Genomic DNA, 20,449 nt, shown 5'->3' on the forward strand with positions numbered 1-20,449 from the left:
ATTCGCTCCTACGGGGTTCTCCATGTTTTTTGAGAATCCCCCTTGGCCCATCCCGCCCAACGCCGCTGGTATCCCCTTGTTTTTGCCATCGCCGCTTTGGTGCTGTTGCCGCTGAGCGTGCTGTTGCTGTCCTGGGAAACCATCGACCGGGAGATCTGGTCGCATCTGCTTGAAACCCAGATGGTTCGCCTGCTGAGCAACACGCTGATTCTGGTACTGGGCGTCGGCGTCGGTGTGACGGTGCTGGGCGTCAGTCTGGCGTGGCTGACCAGCCTTTGTGAGTTTCCCGGCAGACGCTGGCTGGACTGGGCCTTGATGCTGCCGTTCGCGATTCCGGCTTATGTGCTCGCGTTTGTCTTTGTCGGCCTGCTGGATTTCTCCGGCCCCGTGCAAACCCTGATGCGTGAATGGTTTGGCAACGGCCTGCGTTTGCCGCGTGTGCGTTCCACGGGCGGGGTGATCATCGTTCTGGTGCTGGTGTTCTATCCCTACGTCTATCTGCTGGCTCGCACGGCGTTCCTGGCACAAGGCAAAGGTTTGATGGAAGCTGCCCGCGTGCTGGGGCAAACGCCTTTGCAGGCCTTCTGGCGAGTGGCGCTGCCCATGGCGCGCCCGGCAATCGGAGCCGGCGTGGCACTGGCACTGATGGAAACCCTGGCGGACTTCGGTGCTGTGTCGGTGTTCAACTTCGATACTTTCACCACGGCCATCTACAAGACCTGGTACGGCTTCTTCAGCCTTTCCAGTGCGGCGCAATTGGCCAGTCTGTTACTGCTGGCGGTCATGGTCGTGCTGTATGGCGAGCGTCGGGCACGGGGCGCCAGTCGTGCGACCAACGAGCGGCCCCGAGGCAAGGCGCTCTATCACCTGCGCGGTCTGAAAGCGCTGGCGGCCACTGGCTGGTGTGGGCTGGTCTTTATCTGTGCGTTTGCCGTGCCCATGCTGCAATTGATCGTCTGGGTCTGGCAGCGAGGTCGTTTCGATCTGGATGAACGTTATACCGGCCTGATCCTGCATACGCTGTATCTGGGCGGCATCGCTGCGCTTATAACTGTCTGCGTGGCGCTGATCCTGGTCTTTGCCCGACGCATGGCGCCAACCCCGGTGATTCGCTCCGGCGTGAGCCTGGCCAATCTCGGGTATGCGCTGCCCGGTTCGGTCCTGGCCGTGTCGATCATGCTGGCATTCAGTTATCTGGACCGGGAGTTGGTGATTCCACTCTCCGGCTGGCTTGGTGGCGCTGGCAAGCCTCTGCTGCTGGGCAGCCTGTCGGCTCTGGTGCTGGCTTATCTGGTGCGCTTCATTGCAGTGGCCTATGGGCCGCTGGAAAACAGCCTGTCACGCATCCGGCCCTCGCTGCCGGAGGCGGCCCGCAGCCTTGGGGTCAGCGGGCCAAAGTTGTTTTTCAAAGTGTATCTGCCGCTCCTGATTCCGGGCGCACTGAGCGCGGCGTTATTGGTCTTTGTCGACGTGCTCAAAGAGATGCCCGCCACCTTGCTCATGCGTCCGTTTGGCTGGGATACCCTTGCCGTGCGCATCTTTGAGATGACCAGCGAGGGCGAGTGGGCGCGTGCTGCATTGCCCGCGCTGACGCTGGTACTGGTCGGGTTGTTGCCCGTGATCGGGTTGATCCGGCGATCGGCGCGGCAGATTGGTTAGTCACTCCCCATACGGCTACAATGCGCCGCAATCGGTGCGGTCTGTCAGACCGTTCGGCTTGCTGTCATTTGTTGCAAACCTCTAGCCACGAGGGGCTGCCTTTGATCTGCCGGTCCGCACCTTCGCCACGCCCGGAAGGAGAAACCCATGGGACAGCGTACCCCCCTCTTTGACCTGCACCTCGCGCTTGGCGCGAAGATGGTCGATTTTGGTGGCTGGGACATGCCGTTGCATTACGGATCGCAAGTTGAGGAGCACCATCAGGTACGCCGCGATTGCGGAGTGTTCGACGTCTCTCACATGCATGTGATCGATGTCATGGGCAGTCAGGCCAAGGCCTGGTTGCGTTACCTGCTGGCCAACGATGTAGAACGGCTGCAAAGTCCGGGACGTGCGTTGTACAGTGCCATGCTCGATGCCCGTGGCGGCATCGTCGATGACATGATTGTCTACCTCACCGCCAGTGGTTATCGCCTGGTGGTCAATGCGGCCACCGGTGCCAAGGACCTGGCCTGGATGCAATCGCACCTGACCGGTTTCGACGTGCAACTGGTCGAGCGCACCGGGCTGGCAATGCTGGCGATTCAAGGGCCGCGTGCCAGAAGCCGGATTGCCGAACTGGTGTCCAGCGCACGTGCCGAGATCATTCATCAGCTCAAGCCTTTTGAAGCCCGTGATGACGGTGACTGGTTCATTGCCCGTACCGGTTATACCGGCGAGGATGGCCTGGAAATCATCGTGCCGGCCGAGCAGGCTCCCGGCTTTTTCAATGATCTGGTCGGCGCTGGCATTTCCCCTATCGGTCTGGGCGCGCGCGATACATTGCGTCTTGAGGCTGGCATGAATCTTTATGGTCAGGACATCGACGAAAATGCTTCGCCGCTGGTCTCGAACATGGGCTGGACCATCGCCTGGGAGCCAGCAGAGCGCGACTTCATCGGCCGCGATGCACTGGAGAGCGAGCGTGCGGCAGGTGTAGCCTCGAAACTGGTCGGGCTGGTGCTTGAAGAGCGCGGCGTGTTGCGGGCGCGTCAGGTCGTGCGTGTCGCAGAAATTGGCGAAGGAGAGATCACCAGTGGTAGTTTCTCTCCTACGCTAAGCAAGTCGATTGCTCTGGCGCGTGTTCCGATGGCGACTGCCGACCGGGCCGAGGTGGAAATCCGCGGCAAATGGTATCCGGTGCGTGTGGTGCAGCCAGCGTTTGTACGTCATGGCAAAACCCTGATCTAACCTATCTGGCGGGTTTTCCGCTGACTCGATGTAGAGGATGACTAAATGAGCAATATTCCCGCCGAACTGCGTTTCGCCGAAAGTCACGAATGGGCGCGTCTGGAAGCAGACGGTACGGTAACCGTTGGTATCTCCGACCATGCTCAGGAAGCGCTGGGTGACGTGGTTTTCGTCGAACTGCCGGAAGTGGGCAAGGTTTTCGCCGCCACTGACGCCGCTGGCGTGGTCGAGTCGGTCAAGGCTGCCTCCGATATCTACTCGCCTGTCGCTGGCGAAGTCATCGGGGTCAACGAAGCATTGGCCGATGCTCCGGAACTGCTGAACAGCACTCCGTACGAAGCCTGGATCTTCAAGCTCCAGCCGTCCGATGCCACCGCTGATCTGGCAAAACTGCTGGATGCCGCAGGTTACAAAAGCGCCATCGGCGAGTAACCGAAGGGCAAAAGAATGCCGCTCGAACGAGCGGCATTTTTCATGGGCGCCTATTACTGGTTTTCTGCAACCAGGTTCTTGGCGAGGATCGCGTTGGCCAGTTCCATGTCGGTGGCATTCAGCCCCGGGTTGTCCTTGCGCACCTGCTGGATAGCGGCTTCAAGGAATGGCCCGCGGATACCACCATCGCTGGCGACGAAGCTGCCGGCGTCATCCTGTGCGGCGACGATCAGCTTGTGATCCTTGAAGGTCAGGTAAGTCGAGCCGGTGGTAGCACCGGACGAAATCACGTTACGCCAGAAACCGTCGGCCATCGCTGAACCGACCGGAAGTGACAGTAAGGCACATGTGATGACAGCAAGTTTGAGACGCATGGTGTACTCCGACTGTGGTTGTTCTGAGGGGTTGGATAGCCGGAGCAGCACATGAGTTCAATTTAAGTCGAGGGCCTCGACCTTCAGGATCACACCGTCCTGACCAATGACCTTTACCAGACTGCCCTCCGGCGCGTCCGGTCCTGTCACGATCCAGACGCTGTCAGCCGCCTTGATCTTGCCCCTTCCATCGACAATCGCGGTCTGGACGGTGAAGGTGCGACCTATCAGTTCCTGTCCGCGCATGTTCAGCCCTGGCTGATCCGATGGGCGGGCCACGCTGCGTTGCCGATGCCACCAATAGGCGGCAGTCAGCACGGAAAACAGGGCAAAGAGCAGAAACTGCAAGGCCCACGGCATCTCGGGCATGACGAAAGTCAGGACGCCGACCGATGCCGCCGCAATACCGATCCATAGCAGATACCCACCTGCACCGAACACCTCGAATATCAACAGCACCGTGCCCAGCCCAAGCCAGTCCCAGGCCGACAGGTTTTGCAGGAAATTCATCGTCCTTGCCTCAGGCTTTCGGGTTGTTGAAGGTGGCTTTGACGATTTCTCCGATACCGCCCACCGCACCGATCACCTGGCTGGCTTCCAGCGGCATCAGGATGACTTTGCTGTTATTGGCAGATGCCAGTTTGCCCAGTGTCTCGACGTACTTCTGAGCGACGAAGTAGTTGATGGCCTGTACGTTTCCGCCGGCAATTGCTTCGGACACCACCTGGGTAGCCCGCGCTTCAGCTTCGGCCTGACGTTCGCGTGCTTCAGCCTCCAGAAATGCGGCCTGACGACCACCCTCGGCTTCCAGGATCTGCGCCTGCTTCTTGCCCTCAGCGGTAAGAATCGCAGAGGCGCGCAAGCCTTCGGCTTCAAGGATTTGCGCACGCTTGATCCGTTCGGCCTTCATCTGGCCGGACATCGCCGCCATCAGGTCTGCTGGCGGGCTGATGTCCTTGATTTCGATACGGGTGATCTTGATGCCCCAGGGCGCGGTGGCTTCATCGACCGTGCGCAGCAGGCGCTCGTTGATGTTGTCACGCTGACTGAGCATCGCATCCAGCTCCATGGAGCCGAGCACGGTACGGATGTTGGTTTGCAGCAGGTTGCGGATGGCGTGTTCGAGGTTGTTCACCTCATAGGCGGCCTGTGCCGTGTTGACCACCTGAAAGAAACATACGGCATCGATCTGCACGGTGGCGTTGTCGGCGGTGATGACTTCCTGAGGTGGAATATCCAGCACGCTTTCCATGACGTTGATCTTGTGCCCGATACGGTCCATCACGGGCACAATGATATTAAGACCCGGTTTCAGCGTGGTCGTGTAACGGCCAAAGCGCTCAACCGTCCACTGGAAGCCCTGCGGTACAACCTTGAAGCCCATGAAGACAATAGCAACTGCCAAGCCGACGAATAACAGAACTACACTGCCGATTTGCATAACCTTTCCCTGTCGATTTCTGATGTTGAGTTCGTTTTTCTAGCGCTGCTCGCTCTGTGGCGTGACCCGCAGCACTTCCTCCAGTGTCGTCAGTCCTGCCGAGACTTTTTGCGCGCCGGACAATCGCAAGCTGCGCATGCCCTCCTTGAAGGCCTGCCGGCGCATGGCGGTCAGGTCCAGGTCGGCGCTGATCAAGGCTTTGACGCTGTCGGACATAAGCATGATCTCGTAGACACCGGCGCGTCCACGGTAACCTGTTTCACGACATTCCACGCAGCCCACGGCCTGATGCGCACCGCTCGGCACCGGGGCTTGCCAGGGGCGGGTCAGGGTCTGCCAATCGGTTTCGTTCAGATTGATCGGAGCCTTGCAGTGCGGGCACAGCGTACGTACCAAGCGTTGAGCCATTACGCCAAGGATGGTGGCCTTGAGCAGGTAATGCGGCACGCCGAGTTCAAGCATGCGGCTGATGGCGCTGGGTGCATCGTTGGTGTGCAGGGTCGAGAGTACCAGGTGGCCTGTCAAAGCAGCCTGAATCGCCATTTCTGCGGTTTCCAGGTCGCGAATCTCGCCGATCATGATGATATCCGGGTCCTGTCGCATCAAGGCCCGCACGCCGCTTGCGAATGTCAGGTCGATATTGTGCTGGACCTGCATCTGGTTGAAGGCTGGCTCCACCATCTCGATAGGGTCTTCGATGGTGCAGAGGTTGACCTCTGAAGTCGCCAGCTTCTTGAGCGTTGTGTAGAGCGTGGTGGTCTTGCCCGAACCGGTCGGGCCTGTCACCAGAATGATGCCGTTGGGCTGGCTGGTCATGCCCTGCCAGCGCCGCAAGTCATCGCTGGAGAAACCCAGTTGATCGAACTCCTTGAGCAGCACCTCGGGGTCGAAGATCCGCATTACCATCTTTTCGCCGAACGCGGTGGGCAGGGTCGAGAGCCGCAATTCCACTTCGCCGCCATCGGGCGTTGTGGTCTTGACCCTGCCGTCCTGAGGTTTGCGCTTTTCCGCGACGTTCATCCGGCCCAGGCTTTTCAGGCGGCTGACCACCGCCATGGTGACCTGCGACGGGAACTGGTAGACGTTATGCAGCACGCCGTCGATACGAAAACGTACGGTGCCTTGCTCGCGGCGCGGTTCGATATGGATATCGCTGGCGCGTTGCTGGAAAGCGTACTGGAATAACCAGTCGACGATATTGACGATATGCGCGTCGTTGGCATCGGGCTCCTGATCGCTGGCACCCAGCTTGAGCAACTGCTCGAAGTTGCCCATGTTGCTTATTTTTTGATCGGTTGAAGTGGCCCCGCTGACAGACTTCGCCAGCCTGAAGAACTCCACTGTCACGCGCTGGATATCGACCGGGTTGGCCACCACGCGCTTGATTGAGAGTTTCAGTACATGGGCCAGGTCCTCTTCCCAGGCGCGAACATAAGGCTGCGCGCTGGCGATGGTTACGGACTCGCGATCCACGGCCACTGCCAGGATCTTGTGGCGCTGGGCAAAGGCGTAAGACATCAGGGGCGTAACCGCCGCGACATTGATTTTCAGTGGATCGATACGCATGTACGGCTGATCGCATTGCTGCGCCAGCCAGTGGGTCAGGGTTTCCAGATCGAGTTTCTTGCCGGGACGCTTGAGGTCATCGAACTGTTGGGACGCAATGAACTCCAGCGGATGGAGCTGGATATTCGCCGCGCTACGGCGCTGGGTGAGTGCTGTTTCTGCGTCGATCTGGGTGAGGACGCCTTGGGCGACCAGATCACGTAGAAGATCGTTCAGATCGAGCCAGCGATCCTGTGACGATGGGGCGAGGACTGCCATGCGCGCTCCTTGGGGCAATTCATCATCAGACGATGAGCAAGAATAGTCCTCAAGCGTGCCAGTGTTGAGCCCTCTATGCGACCGGGAATTGCGAATCTTTGCGAGACAATTCAGCCTGCGGCCAGTGCCACACGCTGATGAGAGGCCTCTGTGGCGTGTATTTGCTCCAGTTCGACCGAATATACATCGATCAGATTGCGCATTTTTTCGCCAATCACCTGAGCCCGATGCCAGCTTAACCCGTCGACCAGAAGATCAATGGCCAGCATTTGATCCTGGCGTGAAACAATGATGTTCTGCGGCGTCAGGTATTGCATCGCAAACAGATTCAGGACCTGACACAGCAAAGCCGGTTCGGCTTCGGCCAGAACCTGATAGCGCGCGCAGCAGGAAAAATTGGCGGGTGACCATGTGTCCGGACGCATTTCGGGGGCTGCAACGGCTTCAAGGTTGGGCATACTGGCCTCTCCTGTATTGAGTGGAGAAATTCTTGCACGCCGAAACGGAAATTTCTGGTCTATGATCAATAGGTTTACGATTTTTTGGAATTGTTAATGCGTAATATGGATTTTAAAGGGATTGTTTATGCAAGTTGAGCTGGATGCTTACGACCGCAAGATACTGGCATTGCTGCAAGAGGATGCCTCGCTCTCCAGTGCCCAGGTTGCGGAGCAGGTGGGTTTGTCGCAGTCGCCCTGCTGGCGACGTATTCAGCGGCTGAAGGATGAAGGTGTGATACGGCGTCAGGTGACATTGCTGGATCGCAAAAAGATCGGCCTTGATACGCAGATATTTGCCGAGGTCAAACTCAATGCCCACGGGCGCTCCAATTTCACCGAGTTCACCGATTCGATTCGCGGTTTCCCGGAGGTGCTGGAGTGCTACGTGCTGATGGGGTCGGTGGATTTCCTGCTGCGTATCGTGACGCCGGATATCGAGGCGTATGAGCGGTTTTTCTTTGAAAAACTGTCGATGGTGCCGGGGATTCAGGAAGTGAACTCGACCGTGGCGTTATCCGAGATCAAGTCCACAACCAGTTTGCCGATTGTGAAGTAGTGTCTCTTCGCGACTGAAGTCGCTCCTGCGGTGTTGTGGATTCACAAACTGCGTGGAGCGAATTCATTCGCGAAAGCAATCACATACGCAGCAGGAGTTTCCAGGCGCGGCTCTGGAATACGGTCAGCGCCTGTTGCACGCGAGCATCGAGGACTTCATCACTGATGTTCTGGTGGGCCAGTTGCTCCAGCTTGTTCAACTCGCCATACAGACGATCCAGCTCCGGCAGATCCAGCGCGCCGCGTGCCCAGTGCAGCCAGGCCTGGATGCGTTCGATACGTGGCAATTGCTCGGCAAGGTCTTCGGGTTGCTGCTGGTAGCGGCCCAGTTGCAGGGCAGTCGCCTCGTCGGCGAGCAGGCGTGGCAGCCAGCTTGCCAATAGCGCCGCGCCCTGGCGGTTGCCGCGGTTATTACGCTCGACAGTCCAGCTGCGGTTCAGCAGCCAGCGCGAAGTATTCAGCGAGAACTCGCCCCAACGGGTGTCCTGCAGCTCTTCGAGGAACTGCTCGTGAGCCGCGCCGCGTACGTCTTCATCTTCCTGGCCGGCTTGCACCAGCGGGCGCCAGTCTTCCAGCAGGGCATCCAGTGCGGTACGCAATTGAGCGGTCGAGGCGCGTGGTGCGGCTTGTCCGAGGCTGCTGGTCAGTGAACGCAACTCGGCCAGCAGGTCGACCCACTCTTGCAGCAGGCGCCAATGACCATTGAAACGATATTGCTCGGCCAGACGCTGGCTGCTGCCCAGCAGATACCAGGCCAGTGCCGCATAGGCGTCGTCCAGTGGCGTTTCGGCGTCCAGCTTTGGCGCAGGCAGGCTCAGGGAATAGCTGTCGGCATTGAACAGGCGTTCGCCGCGTTCGGCCTTGCTGATATCGCAGGGCATCAGCGGCAGAGTGGCGGCCAGTTCTGCGGCCAGCTCCAGCAGCGCGGCAGATTCGCCTTCGCGCAATTCCAGCTCCAGCTCGCAGATTTCTTCCTTTTGCTTTCCGAGCACCACTTGACCCAGATCCAGAGCCGCCTCGATCACGACCTTGCTCTTGCCGCGGCCCCAGGAAATTTCCGCTTTTTCACGAACGAAATCAGTGGTGAACAGTGGTTTGATGGTTTTCTTGTCCAGATCCGCCAGTTGCTCGGGCCAGCAGTCGCCTTCGAGCTTCTTCAGATCCAGCTTGGCCTTGGGCAGGTCCCAGTTGAATTCGTTGCGCTCCGACAGGCCTGCCACGCTTTGCCCACGAGTCTTCAAGGTCTGGATGATCCGGTCACCATCGCGACGAATGCGCAGCGCGACCTTGGCCTTGGCCAGATCACGCTCCGGTGTGTCGAAATACTGGTTCGACAGATCGATACGCTCCCAGCCACTTTTGTTGCGCTTCTTCAACAAGGGGTGCTCGCGCAGTGCAACGAGGGTCTCGCGGCTGACGCGGAGTTTGATTTCTGTTTCTTTTTGCATGGCCGGGGAGTCCAAACGCTGATGCTGATAACGGGAGCGCAGCCAATGATTGACGGCTGCTGAGGGCGGCAGTGTACAGGACATGGCCTGCAACGGTTTATTCCGCAGGTGTTATGGCCCTATGATGGTCCGTGTTCCGTCCCGATTACAGGAAGCATACATGCCCTTGCCGTCCATGAAAGATCAGTTCGCTGCGTTGATTGCCGTGCCTTCGGTGAGTTGCACCCAGCCATCTCTGGACCAATCCAACCGTGCGGTGATCGATCTGCTGGCGGGTTGGCTGGGCGATCTGGGTTTTGCCTGTGATATCCAGCAAGTCTCGCCGGGCAAATTCAATCTTCTGGCGACTTATGGCTCAGGTCCTGGCGGACTGGTGCTGGCCGGGCACAGTGATACCGTGCCGTTCGATGAGGCGCTGTGGAAAACCGACCCGCTGAAACTGACCGAGGTCGATGGCCGCTGGGTCGGGCTGGGCAGTTGCGACATGAAAGGTTTTTTCGCGCTGGTTATCGAAGCCGTACGCGGTTTGCTCGATCAGCCGTTCAAGCAGCCGCTGTTGATTCTCGCCACCTGCGATGAAGAAAGCTCCATGGCTGGAGCGCGAGCTCTGGCTGAGGCCGGTCGTCCATTGGGGCGTGCAGCGGTCATTGGCGAGCCGACCGGGCTCAAGCCGATTCGCCTGCACAAGGGCGTGATGATGGAGCGTATCGAGATTCTCGGGCGCAGCGGCCACTCTTCGGACCCAAGCCTTGGGCACAGCGCGCTGGAAGCCATGCATGATGCGATCAGCGAACTCAAGGGCCTGCGTCAGCAATGGCAGCGTGAATTCCGCAACCCGCAGTTCAGCGTGCCGCAACCGACGATGAACTTCGGCTGCATCCATGGTGGCGATAATCCGAACCGGATTTGCGGGCAATGCTCGCTGGAGTTCGATCTTCGTCCTTTGCCCGGCATGGACCCGGACGCCCTGCGGGCCGCTATCCGGAAAAAGCTGCAACCGCTGGCCGAACTGCATCAGGTGCAGATCGATTACGCGCCTCTGTTCCCGGAGTGTGCGCCGTTCGAGCAGGCGGCGGATGCGGAACTGGTGCGCATTGCAGAACGTCTGACAGGTCATACGGCGGCAGCAGTAGCATTTGGCACCGAAGCGCCTTATCTTCAGCGCCTTGGCTGCGAAACACTGGTTCTAGGCCCGGGCGACATCGCTTGTGCGCATCAGCCGGGCGAATACCTTGAAATGTCACGCCTGGAGCCTACAGTGCTTCTGTTACGTCAGTTGATCCAGCATTATTGCCTGAGCCCCCAATAAACGGGCCAGACAGAACCCGATAGAGAAGGAGATTGCGCGTGTTGCCAAGCCTGTTCCGACGATAACCACCACAGCGTTGTGCGTGTTTCTGTCTTTCGTCCATTCTTTTACAGGCTCTTTCGGTTATGCCCGATTACGTTAACTGGCTTCGTCACGCATCTCCTTATATCAATGCTCACCGCGATTGCACTTTTGTCGTCATGCTGCCCGGCGATGGTGTTGCGCACCCCAATTTCGGCAATATCGTCCACGACCTGGTGCTGTTGCACAGCCTGGGCGTGCGGCTGGTGCTGGTCCATGGCTCGCGTCCGCAGATCGAAAGTCGCCTGGCCCAGCGCGGCCTGACACCGCGCTTCCACCGCGACATGCGCATCACGGATGCCGAAACGCTGGAATGCGTGATCGATGCGGTGGGTCAACTTCGTATTTCCATCGAAGCGCGTCTGTCCATGGACATGGCGGCTTCGCCGATGCAGGGCTCGCGGTTGCGGGTGACCAGCGGCAACGTTGTCACTGCACGGCCTATCGGCGTGCTTGAAGGCGTCGATTATCAGCACACCGGCGAAGTTCGCCGCGTTGACCGCAAAGGTATCAATCGCCTGCTGGATGAGCGCCATATCGTACTGCTGTCGCCACTGGGTTATTCACCGACGGGCGAGATCTTCAATCTGGCCTGCGAAGACGTCGCGACCCGTGCTGCCATCGACCTTGGAGCCGACAAACTGCTGCTGTTCGGTGCCGAAACAGGCTTGCTGGATGAGCAGGGCCGTCTGGTACGTGAACTGCGTCCACAGCAGGTGCCTGCGCATCTGTTGCGTTTGGGCAGCAACTATCAGGCTGAATTGCTGGATGCCGCCGCCGAGGCTTGTCGTGGCGGTGTAGGCCGCAGCCATATCGTCAGCTATGCCGAAGATGGCGCGCTGTTGAACGAGCTGTTCACCCGTGATGGTGGCGGTACGCTGGTTGCGCAAGAGCAGTTCGAGCTGGTGCGTGAGGCGGCGATCGAAGACGTAGGCGGCCTGATGGACCTGATCACGCCGCTGGAAGAGCAGGGGATTCTGGTTCGTCGTTCACGGGAAGTGCTGGAGCGCGAGATCCAGCAGTTCAGTGTGGTCGAGCGCGAAGGTTTGATCATTGCCTGTGCGGCGCTTTACCCGATTGCGGACTCCGAGGCCGGTGAGCTGGCGTGTCTGGCGGTCAATCCCGAGTATCGCCATGGCGGGCGCGGGGATGAGTTGCTGGAACGCATCGAGAACCGTGCCAGGGCGTTGGGCCTGAAGACCTTGTTCGTACTCACCACCCGCACCGCACACTGGTTCCGCGAGCGAGGCTTTGAGCCGAGCAGCGTTGATCGTCTGCCCAGCGCACGGGCGTCGCTCTATAACTATCAGCGCAACTCGAAAATCTTCGAGAAGGCGATTTAACCCCACCTGCGTAGGAGCGAATTCATTCGCGAGAGGTCTGAAGACTATCCATCGCCTTCGGTGATGTCTCGCGGATAAATCCGCTCCTACGGTGTTGTGATGTTCCTGTCATCAGTTGCTGATCGACAGAATGCTCGCCTGATACGCGCCCACGAAGGTGTCGAAGTCCACGACTTCTTCGGTTTCTTCCAGCTCTGCCTGTTCCGCAATCGAAGCTTTCGCCAGCGACTCGAACTGCGCCTGATCTTCAGCGCTCAGCGGATAGTTGCGGAAGTAGTCGGCATGTTTCTGACTCTGGCGGAACGAGAAAGCCGTGAAGCCTTCTTCATGGGCTCTCATGCTGGCTAGTACTTGTGCAGATGGTGTCAGAGACGAATCGTCGACCTTGGCCTGTTGGGCCGCAATCGATCTGATGTGCTCGTCGTTGCCCTGCGCCTTGTCCAGCAGTTGAGCCAATGGAGTGATTTTCTCCAGAAGCTCGGTCGCCCAGGCTTTCAGCTCGATGCTCGAATTGTTGCGTTGCAGCGTCAGGCCCGGACGACGACCTTCCTTGACCACGGACAGGAAGTTCGAGCCTGCGTTGGAGCATTCGTGGCTGGCCAGTTGCGGGCTTTCTTCAAGGGCGCAGAACAGAATGAACGCATCGATGAAGCGAGCCTGCTCCAGGTTGATGCCGGTCGGCAGGAACGGGTTGATGTCCAGGCAACGAACCTCGACGTACTGCACGCCACGGGCCACCAGCGCCTGGATAGGGCGTTCGCCCGAATATGTCACGCGCTTGGGGCGAATATTGGAGTAGTACTCGTTTTCGATCTGCAACACGTTGGTGTTGAGCTGTACCCACTCGCCATTCTGATCATGGGTGCCGGTTTCTACATACGGCGCGTAAGGTGTTGCCACCGCTTTGCGCAGGCTGTCGGTGTAGCTCACCAGATCGTTGTAGCACGGCGTCAGGTCGGCTTGGGCCTTGCTCTGATAACCCAGGTCGCTCATGCGCAGGCTGGTTGCATACGGCAGATACAGCGTATCGGCGTCGAAATGTTCCAGCTGGTGAGCGCGGCCCCGCAGGAAACCGGCGTCGAGTGCCGGCGAGGCTCCGAACAGGTACATCAGCAACCAGCTGTAACGACGGAAGTTACGGATCAGCGCAATGTAGGAGTGCGACTGATAGTCCCGTGCGTCGCCTGCGAAGTCTTCGGTCTGCTTGAGCAGTGCCCAGACATCTTCCGGCAGCGAGAAGTTGTAATGAATCCCTGCAATGCACTGCATGGTCTTGCCATAACGCAGCGCCAGACCCTTGCGATACACGTACTTGAGCTTGCCGATGTTCGACGTGCCGTAATAGGCAATCGGAATCTCTTCTTCGGCCGGCAGCGGGCACGGCATCGACGGGCTCCAGAGGAATTCGTCGTTCAGCTTGCTGTAGGCGAAGCGATGAATCTTGTCCAGGCTGTCGAGGGTCTGTGCCGGGTCCGTCAGGGCTGGAGTGATGAACTCCAGGAGCGATTCGGAATAGTCGGTCGTGATCAGGCCATTGGTCAGTGCTGCACCCAGCGATTGCGGGTGGGGTGTCTGTGCCAGGCGTGCCTGGCCGGTAACGCGCAGGCATTCGCGCTCGATACCGTGCAGGCACTGCTCCAGCAGAGAGAGGTTGTTACGCTCGCCAAGAAGAGCCAGGCGGCGGTTGAGAAATTCGCTCAAGGTGGATTCCTTCACGCATCGGTCGCCCCAATATGGGGGTGGACAGAACGGTCTACAAGGGTGAAGAAAGGAACTGGCGTTGTCGCCTGGTTGGGTCTTTGACGCCTGCTCACGATCACGGCTCTTTGTCGTACCGTCAAAATGGGTCCGACACCACGCTAATGGTGCCGAAATTACCCCAAATCGGCTCTATAGAGCTAGCAAGTGATTGCTTTCATCACACTTTCGTAAAAGTTTAGATGACCGCAAAGGTGCCTTGCGCCTTGGCGACCAGTTTGTCGTCCTGGACCACTTCGGCTTCGACGACCAGCGTGCGGCGGCCTGCATGCAGGACCTTGGCGATGCACAACACCTCGCCTTCGGATACGCCGCGTACATAGTTGATCTTGCATTCGATGGTGACGCTGCGCTGGTCGAAACCATGGGAGCTGGAACACGCCAGCCCCATGCCGATATCCACCAGGCTGAAAATCGCCCCGCCGTGCATCACGTTGCCACGGTTGCGCAGGTGCGCCTCCAGTGGCAACGCGACCTCGGCGACACCTTTATCCAGACGCCGCAGCTCGCAGCCGAGCATCTTGAAGTAGGCGCTATGGGTCAGATCTTCAGGGATATCCATCAACGCTTCTTCAACTGTTTGGCATTGGCGAACAGTGATGCCATGGCGTTATTGGCCGGAGCCGCCGTTGCGGTTTCCTTGCGTGGCGCACTGCTTTGCTGGCGCGGCGCAGAACCCGGACGCGGGCCACGGGCACCGTCGATTTTCTCCCCTGGCGTATCGCTCATGCGCATCGACAGACCGACACGTTTGCGCGGAATGTCGACTTCCATGACCTTGACCTTCACGACGTCGCCAGCCTTGACGGCTTCACGCGGGTCCTTGATGAACTTCTCGGACAGCGCCGAGATATGCACCAGACCATCCTGATGCACGCCGATATCGACGAAAGCACCGAAGTTGGTGACGTTGGTGACCACGCCTTCGAGGATCATGCCCAGTTGCAGGTCCTTGAGGTCTTCGACGCCGTCCTGGAACTCGGCAGTCTTGAACTCCGGACGCGGGTCGCGGCCCGGTTTTTCCAGCTCTTGCAGAATGTCGGTTACGGTGGGCAGACCGAAGGTTTCGTCGGTGAATTTCTTCGGGTCCAGGCGTTTCAGGAAGCTGGCATCGCCGATCAGCGAGCGAATATCACGATCGGTTTCAGCCGCAATACGCTGTACCAGCGGGTAGGCTTCCGGGTGAACGGCAGACGAGTCCAGCGGGTTTTCGCCATTCATGACGCGCAGGAAGCCGGCAGCCTGTTCGTAGGTCTTTTCACCCAGACGGCTTACTTTTTTCAGCGATGCACGGGTCTTGAAGGCACCATTTGCATCACGGTGGGCAACGATATTTTGCGCCAGCGTGGTGTTCAGGCCCGAAATACGCGCCAGCAAGGCTACCGAAGCGGTGTTCACGTCGACGCCGACGGCGTTCACGCAGTCTTCGACCACTGCATCCAGGCCACGGGCCAGTTTCAGTTGCGAGACGTCGTGCTGGTACTGGCCGACACCGATGGATTTCGGGTCGATCTTCACCAGTTCGGCCAGCGGGTCTTGCAGGCGACGGGCAATGGAGACGGCACCACGGATCGAAACGTCCAGATCCGGGAACTCCTTGGCTGCAAGCTCGGAAGCCGAGTACACCGAAGCGCCAGCCTCGGACACCATGACCTTGGTCATTTTCATTGCTGGATATTTTTTGATCAGCTCGGCAGCCAGCTTGTCGGTTTCGCGGCTGGCAGTGCCGTTGCCGATGGCGATCAGGTCTACCGAATGCTTGGCGCAGAGCGCGGCCAGCACAGCGATGGTCTGATCCCACTGGTTTTTAGGCACGTGAGGGTAGACGGTGGCGTAGTCGAGCAGCTTGCCGGTGGCATCGACCACCGCGACCTTGCAACCGGTACGCAGGCCCGGGTCGAGACCCAGTGTGGCGCGCGGGCCGGCCGGAGCGGCCAGCAGCAGGTCGTGCAGGTTGTGGGCGAATACGTTGATCGCTTCGGTTTCTGCGCCGTCGCGCAGTTCGCCCAGCAGGTCGGTTTCCAGATGGCTGTAGAGCTTGACCTTCCAGGTCCAGCGCACGACTTCGGCCAGCCACTTGTCGGCAGGGCGGTTCTGGTTCTGCAGGCCGAAACGTTCGCCGATCATCAGTTCGCACGGGTGCAGGGTGCCTGGCAACTCTTCACCGACTTTCAGCGCAGAGCTGAGGAAACCTTCGTTGCGGCCACGGAAAATCGCCAGGGCGCGGTGCGACGGCATGCTCTTGAGCGGCTCGTCGTGCTCGAAGTAGTCGCGGAACTTGGCGCCTTCCTCTTCCTTGCCGGGCACTACGCGGGCACTGATCACGGCTTCCTGCATGAGGAAACTGCGCAGTTTGTCCAGCAGCGTGGCGTCTTCGGCGAAGCGCTCCATCAGGATGTACTTGGCGCCTTCCAGCGCAGCCTTCACGTCGGCCACGCCTTTCTCGGCATCGACGAAACGTGCGGCTTCGGTTTCCGGTGTCAGGGACGGGTCGTTGAACAGGCCGTCCGCCAGCTCGCCCAGGCCCGCTTCAAGCGCGATCTGGCCTTTGGTGCGGCGCTTCTGCTTATAAGGCAGGTACAAGTCTTCGAGGCGTGTCTTGGTGTCGGCAAGATTGATGTCGCGGGCCAGCTCCGGGGTCAGCTTGCCTTGCTCTTCGATGCTGGCAAGGATGCTGACGCGACGCTCGTCGAGCTCGCGCAGATAACGCAGACGCTCTTCCAGATGGCGCAATTGCGTGTCATCAAGGCTGCCGGTCACTTCCTTGCGGTAGCGTGAGATGAAAGGCACGGTCGAGCCTTCATCCAATAGTGCTACGGCCGCTGCGACCTGTTGAGGGCGCACGCCCAGTTCTTCGGCGATGCGGCTGTTGATGCTGTCCATAAGACCACCTGGAGTTGTGAGCAAAAAACTGGATTCTTTACAAAAAACTGTCTTGCCTGCCCTTCGCTCGCCGGCCTTGTAACAATACCGGCGAACCGCCATAGTCCGGCACAGCCTGACTTTGAGGGCCGCGCATTATACCCGGCGAACTCCAATTAGGGGATTGGCCGGTCCATGCGAGCAGTTTTGCTCAGCAGAATCACTCATTCATGTCGGCCCCAGTAAAATCTGCTAACAATGCACACGGTGCGCATCACCGCAGCTACGCCATAATGCGCCCCGAGATCAAAGGAGCATCCGATGAGCAGCACTGCACAAAATGCTGAAGGCGAAAAAATCCTGATCGTCGATGACGATCCGGGGTTGAGCAGCCTGTTAGAGCGTTTTTTCACCAGCAAGGGCTATCGTGCCCGTGCGGTGGCAAACGTCGAACAAATGGACCGTTTATTGTCCCGTGAGGTTTTCAACCTTGTGGTTCTGGACTTGATGTTGCCCGGAGAAGACGGCCTGTCTGCTTGCCGTCGTTTGCGTGCAGCCAACAATCAGGTGCCGATCATCATGCTCACTGCCAAAGGCGATGAGCAGAGCCGTATCAAGGGGCTGGAGCTGGGCGCAGACGATTATCTGGCCAAGCCTTTCAACCCGGACGAACTGATGGCCCGCGTCAAGGCGGTCCTGCGTCGTCAGGCAGCACCTGTGCCCGGCGCACCAGGCAGCGAAGACGAGTCTGTCAGCTTCGGTGACTACGTGCTTTCCCTGGCAACCCGTGAACTCAAGCGCGGCGATGAAGTGCATATGCTCACCACCGGTGAGTTTGCCGTACTCAAGGCGCTGGTCATGCATGCTCGCGAGCCGCTGACCCGCGACAAACTGATGAATCTGGCCCGTGGCCGCGAATGGGATGCTCTGGAGCGCTCCATCGATGTGCAGATTTCCCGTCTGCGTCGCCTGATCGAGCCGGACCCGTCCAAGCCACGCTATATCCAGACTGTCTGGGGCGTGGGTTATGTGTTCGTTCCGGATGGAGCCGGGAACCGCTGACAGGTCGATTGCCAGCGCAGAGCACTGAAGTCCTTGCCACTTGCGTCGATAGCCTGAACGGGCTATCGACGTTTTGGTTTTCGCGTTCGTACCATGGCCTGGACCACGATCCGCAAACTTGCGAGCCCGGCTCGCCCTGCAAAGTGTATAGCTGCAGTTATGAAGACTCCGCTCTGGTTTCCGCAAAGCTTTTTCTCACGCACCCTCTGGCTGGTGCTTATTGTCGTGCTGTTTTCCAAGGCGCTGACGCTGGTCTACCTGCTGATGAACGAAGACGTGCTGGTCGACAGGCAGTACAGCCATGGCGTCGCCTTGACCTTGCGCGCCTATTGGGCCGCGAATGAAAACGACCGTGAAGCGATTGCCGAAGCTGCCGGCCTGATTCGTGTGGTTGGTGGCGGCGTACCTGAAGGCGAGCAGCATTGGCCTTATAGCGAAATCTATCAGCGCCAGATGCAGGCAGAGCTTGGGGCCGATACCGAAGTGCGTTTGCGGGTTCATGCACCTCCTGCTCTCTGGGTTCGGGCGCCGAGCCTCGGGGATGGCTGGCTGAAAGTGCCGCTTTACCCGCATCCACTGCGCGGGCAGAAGATCTGGAACGTGTTGGGCTGGTTCCTGGCCATCGGGCTGTTGTCCACCGCATCGGCCTGGATTTTCGTACGACAGCTCAATCAGCCGCTCAAACGGCTGGTTTTTGCAGCCCGCCAGTTGGGGCAGGGGCGCAGTGTGCGGTTGCCGGTCAGCGATACGCCCAGTGAAATGACCGAGGTTTATCGAGCCTTCAACCAGATGGCCGAGGATGTCGAACAGGCCGGGCAGGAGCGTGAGTTGATGCTGGCGGGGGTTTCCCATGACTTGCGCACGCCTCTGACCCGCCTGCGTCTGTCGCTGGAGCTGATGAGCGACGAGAACGAGTTCACCGAAGGCATGGTGCGGGATATCGAGGACATGGACGCCATTCTCGATCAGTTCCTGGCCTTTATCCGCGATGGGCGCGACGAGGAAATCGAAGAGGTCGACCTCAGTGATCTGGTGCGTGAGGTGGTCGCGCCATTCAATCATCCGGATGAGCACATCCGCCTGTGTCTTGAACCGATTCCGCCTTTCCCACTGCGCCGGGTTTCCATGAAGCGCCTGCTGACCAACCTTATCGGCAACGCCATGCACCACGCTGGCAACGGGATCGAAGTCGCCGCTTATGTTTCCGGCGATACCAGTGCTCCTTATGTCGTGCTGAGTGTGCTGGACCGGGGGGCAGGTATCGATCCTTCGGAGCTGGACATCATCTTCAATCCGTTCATTCGTGGTGACCGGGCGCGCAGTGGCAAAGGCACTGGCCTTGGGCTGGCAATCGTCAAGCGGATCGCCGCGATGCATGGCGGTAATGTCGAACTGAGAAACCGTTCCGGTGGCGGGCTTGAAGCAAGAGTGCGTTTGCCGCTGGGGTTGATGCTGCCGAGGGATGCGGTCTGATTTGTTGTAGGAGCGAATTTATTCGCGAGACGTCATTGAGGCCGATACATTTTCTTCGGATGTACAGGCCTCTCGCGAATGAATTCGCTCCTACCCGTATGAATTCTCAGGCAAACCCGTGCTGGCGCCAGGCCTCATAAACGGCGACGGCGACGGTGTTTGACAGGTTCAGGCTGCGGCACCCTTCGCGCATGGGAAGGCGCAATCTTTGCTCTGTGGTCAGTGAGTCGAGAATATCGGCTGGCAGGCCACGACTTTCCGGGCCGAACAGGAAGGCATCGCCCTTTTCGAAGCTGACGTCGTGGAACGGGCGCGAGCCTTTGGTCGTAAAAGCGAACAGCCGCGGGTTACCGATCTTTTCCAGGCATGTGGACAGGTCGGCATGGGTTTGCAGCGTGGCATACTCGTGATAATCGAGGCCGGCCCTGCGCAGGCGCTTGTCGTCCAGCTCAAAGCCCAGGGGCTCGATCAAATGCAGGGTGCAGCCACTGTTGGCGCATAGCCTGATCACATTGCCGGTATTCGGCGGAATTTCTGGTTGAAAAAGGATGACGTGAAACATGCACGGCTCCGAACGAAGGGACGGGATGCATTCTACCCCCGAAGAGGACCCCAGGCCGAAGCTATGGCCAAGAGTTCTTGGTTCGATGGCGATTGTCGGCTTTACCATCGGGATGATAATCGGTCGTCTGCAGCAACCTGCTCCTCTGGAACTGGAGCAGATCGAGGAGTTGCCCACGGGGCTGGCGCTCTGGTTCAACGAACAGCCGCAGATTCAGGGCGATCATGTCGACGGAACAGTCGTCCTGCGTTTCGAGTCCTGGGGGCGGCCATGGAATGGTCAGTTGCGCATCGACAACAAGGTTGCGCGCTGGAAGCTTGAGCGAAACGGGAAGGATTTGGTGCTGACTCTCCTGGCGGCCCGTCCACTGCATGGCGACTGGCGCACTGCAGAGGTGGACGGGCGCTGGAGACTGGAGGTCAGTCTCCGGGAGGAATAAAAGAGGGGAATCCCCGGCCTGCCTGTACCAAGGTCCCCAAAACTGGTGATGTATAACCTAATGCAGAGTGCGTGCCAGTTTTGAGAGACTTTGAGCC

The 20,449-nt window shown here is 59.0% G+C and carries 19 protein-coding genes; 9 read left to right on the forward strand and 10 right to left on the reverse strand.

The annotated features are described in order from the left end of the window. The first annotated feature begins 42 nt into the window (after positions 1 to 42). The 3 genes from ACODS3_RS21705 (at position 43) to gcvH (ending at position 3,321) form a co-directional block, all read left to right on the forward strand. The gene (locus ACODS3_RS21705) at positions 43 to 1,659 is read left to right on the forward strand and encodes an ABC transporter permease (RefSeq protein ID WP_201019409.1); all 1,617 of its coding nucleotides are present in this window, start codon (positions 43 to 45) and stop codon (positions 1,657 to 1,659) included. A 147-nt stretch (positions 1,660 to 1,806) separates the two neighbouring features. After that, positions 1,807 to 2,889, forward strand: a complete 1,083-nt coding sequence (gene gcvT, locus ACODS3_RS21710; RefSeq protein ID WP_489036201.1) for a glycine cleavage system aminomethyltransferase GcvT — start codon at positions 1,807 to 1,809, stop codon at positions 2,887 to 2,889. A 45-nt stretch (positions 2,890 to 2,934) separates the two neighbouring features. Continuing rightward, on the forward strand, positions 2,935 to 3,321 hold the full coding sequence (gene gcvH / locus ACODS3_RS21715) for a glycine cleavage system protein GcvH (RefSeq protein WP_201019407.1): 387 nt from the start codon (positions 2,935 to 2,937) through the stop codon (positions 3,319 to 3,321). Positions 3,322 to 3,374: 53 nt separating this feature from the next. Here gcvH and ACODS3_RS21720 read toward each other — a convergent pair whose 3' ends face one another. The 5 genes from ACODS3_RS21720 to ACODS3_RS21740 form a co-directional block, all read right to left on the reverse strand. After that, positions 3,375 to 3,695: a DUF2388 domain-containing protein gene (locus ACODS3_RS21720; protein ID WP_201001189.1), complete on the reverse strand. Its 321-nt coding sequence runs from the start codon at positions 3,693 to 3,695 to the stop codon at positions 3,375 to 3,377. Between the two features lie 57 nt (positions 3,696 to 3,752). Continuing rightward, positions 3,753 to 4,205 (reverse strand): NfeD family protein, encoded by a 453-nt coding sequence (locus ACODS3_RS21725; RefSeq protein WP_201001191.1) that lies wholly within the window; start codon positions 4,203 to 4,205, stop codon positions 3,753 to 3,755. Between the two features lie 10 nt (positions 4,206 to 4,215). Next, complete coding sequence (locus ACODS3_RS21730; protein ID WP_025258019.1) at positions 4,216 to 5,136, reverse strand: SPFH domain-containing protein; 921 nt, start codon at positions 5,134 to 5,136, stop codon at positions 4,216 to 4,218. Positions 5,137 to 5,175: 39 nt separating this feature from the next. Then, complete coding sequence (gene tfpB / locus ACODS3_RS21735) at positions 5,176 to 6,960, reverse strand: type IV pilus assembly ATPase TfpB (protein ID WP_201019405.1); 1,785 nt, start codon at positions 6,958 to 6,960, stop codon at positions 5,176 to 5,178. Positions 6,961 to 7,070: 110 nt separating this feature from the next. Further along, entirely contained in the window at positions 7,071 to 7,418 is a 348-nt protein-coding gene (locus ACODS3_RS21740; RefSeq protein ID WP_201019404.1) for a hypothetical protein, read from the reverse strand. A gap of 127 nt (positions 7,419 to 7,545) precedes the next feature. On the opposite strand from ACODS3_RS21740, the gene ACODS3_RS21745 reads away from it, so the two are divergent. After that, positions 7,546 to 8,016 (forward strand): Lrp/AsnC family transcriptional regulator, encoded by a 471-nt coding sequence (locus tag ACODS3_RS21745; protein WP_304574110.1) that lies wholly within the window; start codon positions 7,546 to 7,548, stop codon positions 8,014 to 8,016. 79 nt (positions 8,017 to 8,095) lie between these two features. Here the strand turns inward: ACODS3_RS21745 and ACODS3_RS21750 are convergent, their stop codons facing one another. Further along, entirely contained in the window at positions 8,096 to 9,463 is a 1,368-nt protein-coding gene (locus ACODS3_RS21750) for a CYTH domain-containing protein (protein ID WP_304574109.1), read from the reverse strand. Between the two features lie 160 nt (positions 9,464 to 9,623). On the opposite strand from ACODS3_RS21750, the gene argE reads away from it, so the two are divergent. Next, a complete protein-coding gene (argE, locus tag ACODS3_RS21755) occupies positions 9,624 to 10,772 on the forward strand; it encodes an acetylornithine deacetylase (RefSeq protein ID WP_489036206.1) in 1,149 nt (382 codons plus the stop codon). Positions 10,773 to 10,897: 125 nt separating this feature from the next. Further along, entirely contained in the window at positions 10,898 to 12,196 is a 1,299-nt protein-coding gene (gene argA / locus ACODS3_RS21760) for an amino-acid N-acetyltransferase (RefSeq protein ID WP_201001200.1), read from the forward strand. Between the two features lie 111 nt (positions 12,197 to 12,307). Here argA and gshA read toward each other — a convergent pair whose 3' ends face one another. From gshA to ACODS3_RS21775, 3 genes are all read right to left on the reverse strand, one after another. Beyond that, positions 12,308 to 13,897: a glutamate--cysteine ligase gene (gshA, locus tag ACODS3_RS21765; protein ID WP_201019401.1), complete on the reverse strand. Its 1,590-nt coding sequence runs from the start codon at positions 13,895 to 13,897 to the stop codon at positions 12,308 to 12,310. A 235-nt stretch (positions 13,898 to 14,132) separates the two neighbouring features. Then, positions 14,133 to 14,516, reverse strand: a complete 384-nt coding sequence (locus ACODS3_RS21770; RefSeq protein WP_201001202.1) for a PaaI family thioesterase — start codon at positions 14,514 to 14,516, stop codon at positions 14,133 to 14,135. Beyond that, positions 14,516 to 16,837, reverse strand: a complete 2,322-nt coding sequence (locus ACODS3_RS21775; RefSeq protein WP_489036209.1) for a Tex family protein — start codon at positions 16,835 to 16,837, stop codon at positions 14,516 to 14,518. The genes ACODS3_RS21770 and ACODS3_RS21775 overlap by 1 nt, the downstream gene beginning before the upstream one ends. A 300-nt stretch (positions 16,838 to 17,137) precedes the next feature. Between ACODS3_RS21775 and ompR the strand changes: the two genes are divergently transcribed. Continuing rightward, positions 17,138 to 17,878: an osmolarity response regulator transcription factor OmpR gene (ompR, locus tag ACODS3_RS21780; RefSeq protein ID WP_025262398.1), complete on the forward strand. Its 741-nt coding sequence runs from the start codon at positions 17,138 to 17,140 to the stop codon at positions 17,876 to 17,878. A gap of 159 nt (positions 17,879 to 18,037) precedes the next feature. Beyond that, positions 18,038 to 19,351, forward strand: coding sequence for an ATP-binding protein (locus ACODS3_RS21785; protein WP_095068287.1), 1,314 nt, complete (start codon positions 18,038 to 18,040; stop codon positions 19,349 to 19,351). Between the two features lie 106 nt (positions 19,352 to 19,457). Here ACODS3_RS21785 and trmL read toward each other — a convergent pair whose 3' ends face one another. Next, positions 19,458 to 19,913 (reverse strand): tRNA (uridine(34)/cytosine(34)/5-carboxymethylaminomethyluridine(34)-2'-O)-methyltransferase TrmL, encoded by a 456-nt coding sequence (gene trmL / locus ACODS3_RS21790; RefSeq protein ID WP_095068288.1) that lies wholly within the window; start codon positions 19,911 to 19,913, stop codon positions 19,458 to 19,460. Between trmL and ACODS3_RS21795 the strand changes: the two genes are divergently transcribed. Further along, positions 19,912 to 20,352: a hypothetical protein gene (locus ACODS3_RS21795; RefSeq protein ID WP_095068289.1), complete on the forward strand. Its 441-nt coding sequence runs from the start codon at positions 19,912 to 19,914 to the stop codon at positions 20,350 to 20,352. The two genes, trmL and ACODS3_RS21795, sit on opposite strands and share 2 nt — an antisense overlap. Positions 20,353 to 20,449: the final 97 nt, after the last annotated feature.

It is taken from the genome of Pseudomonas sp. FG43 (genome assembly GCF_057809175.1).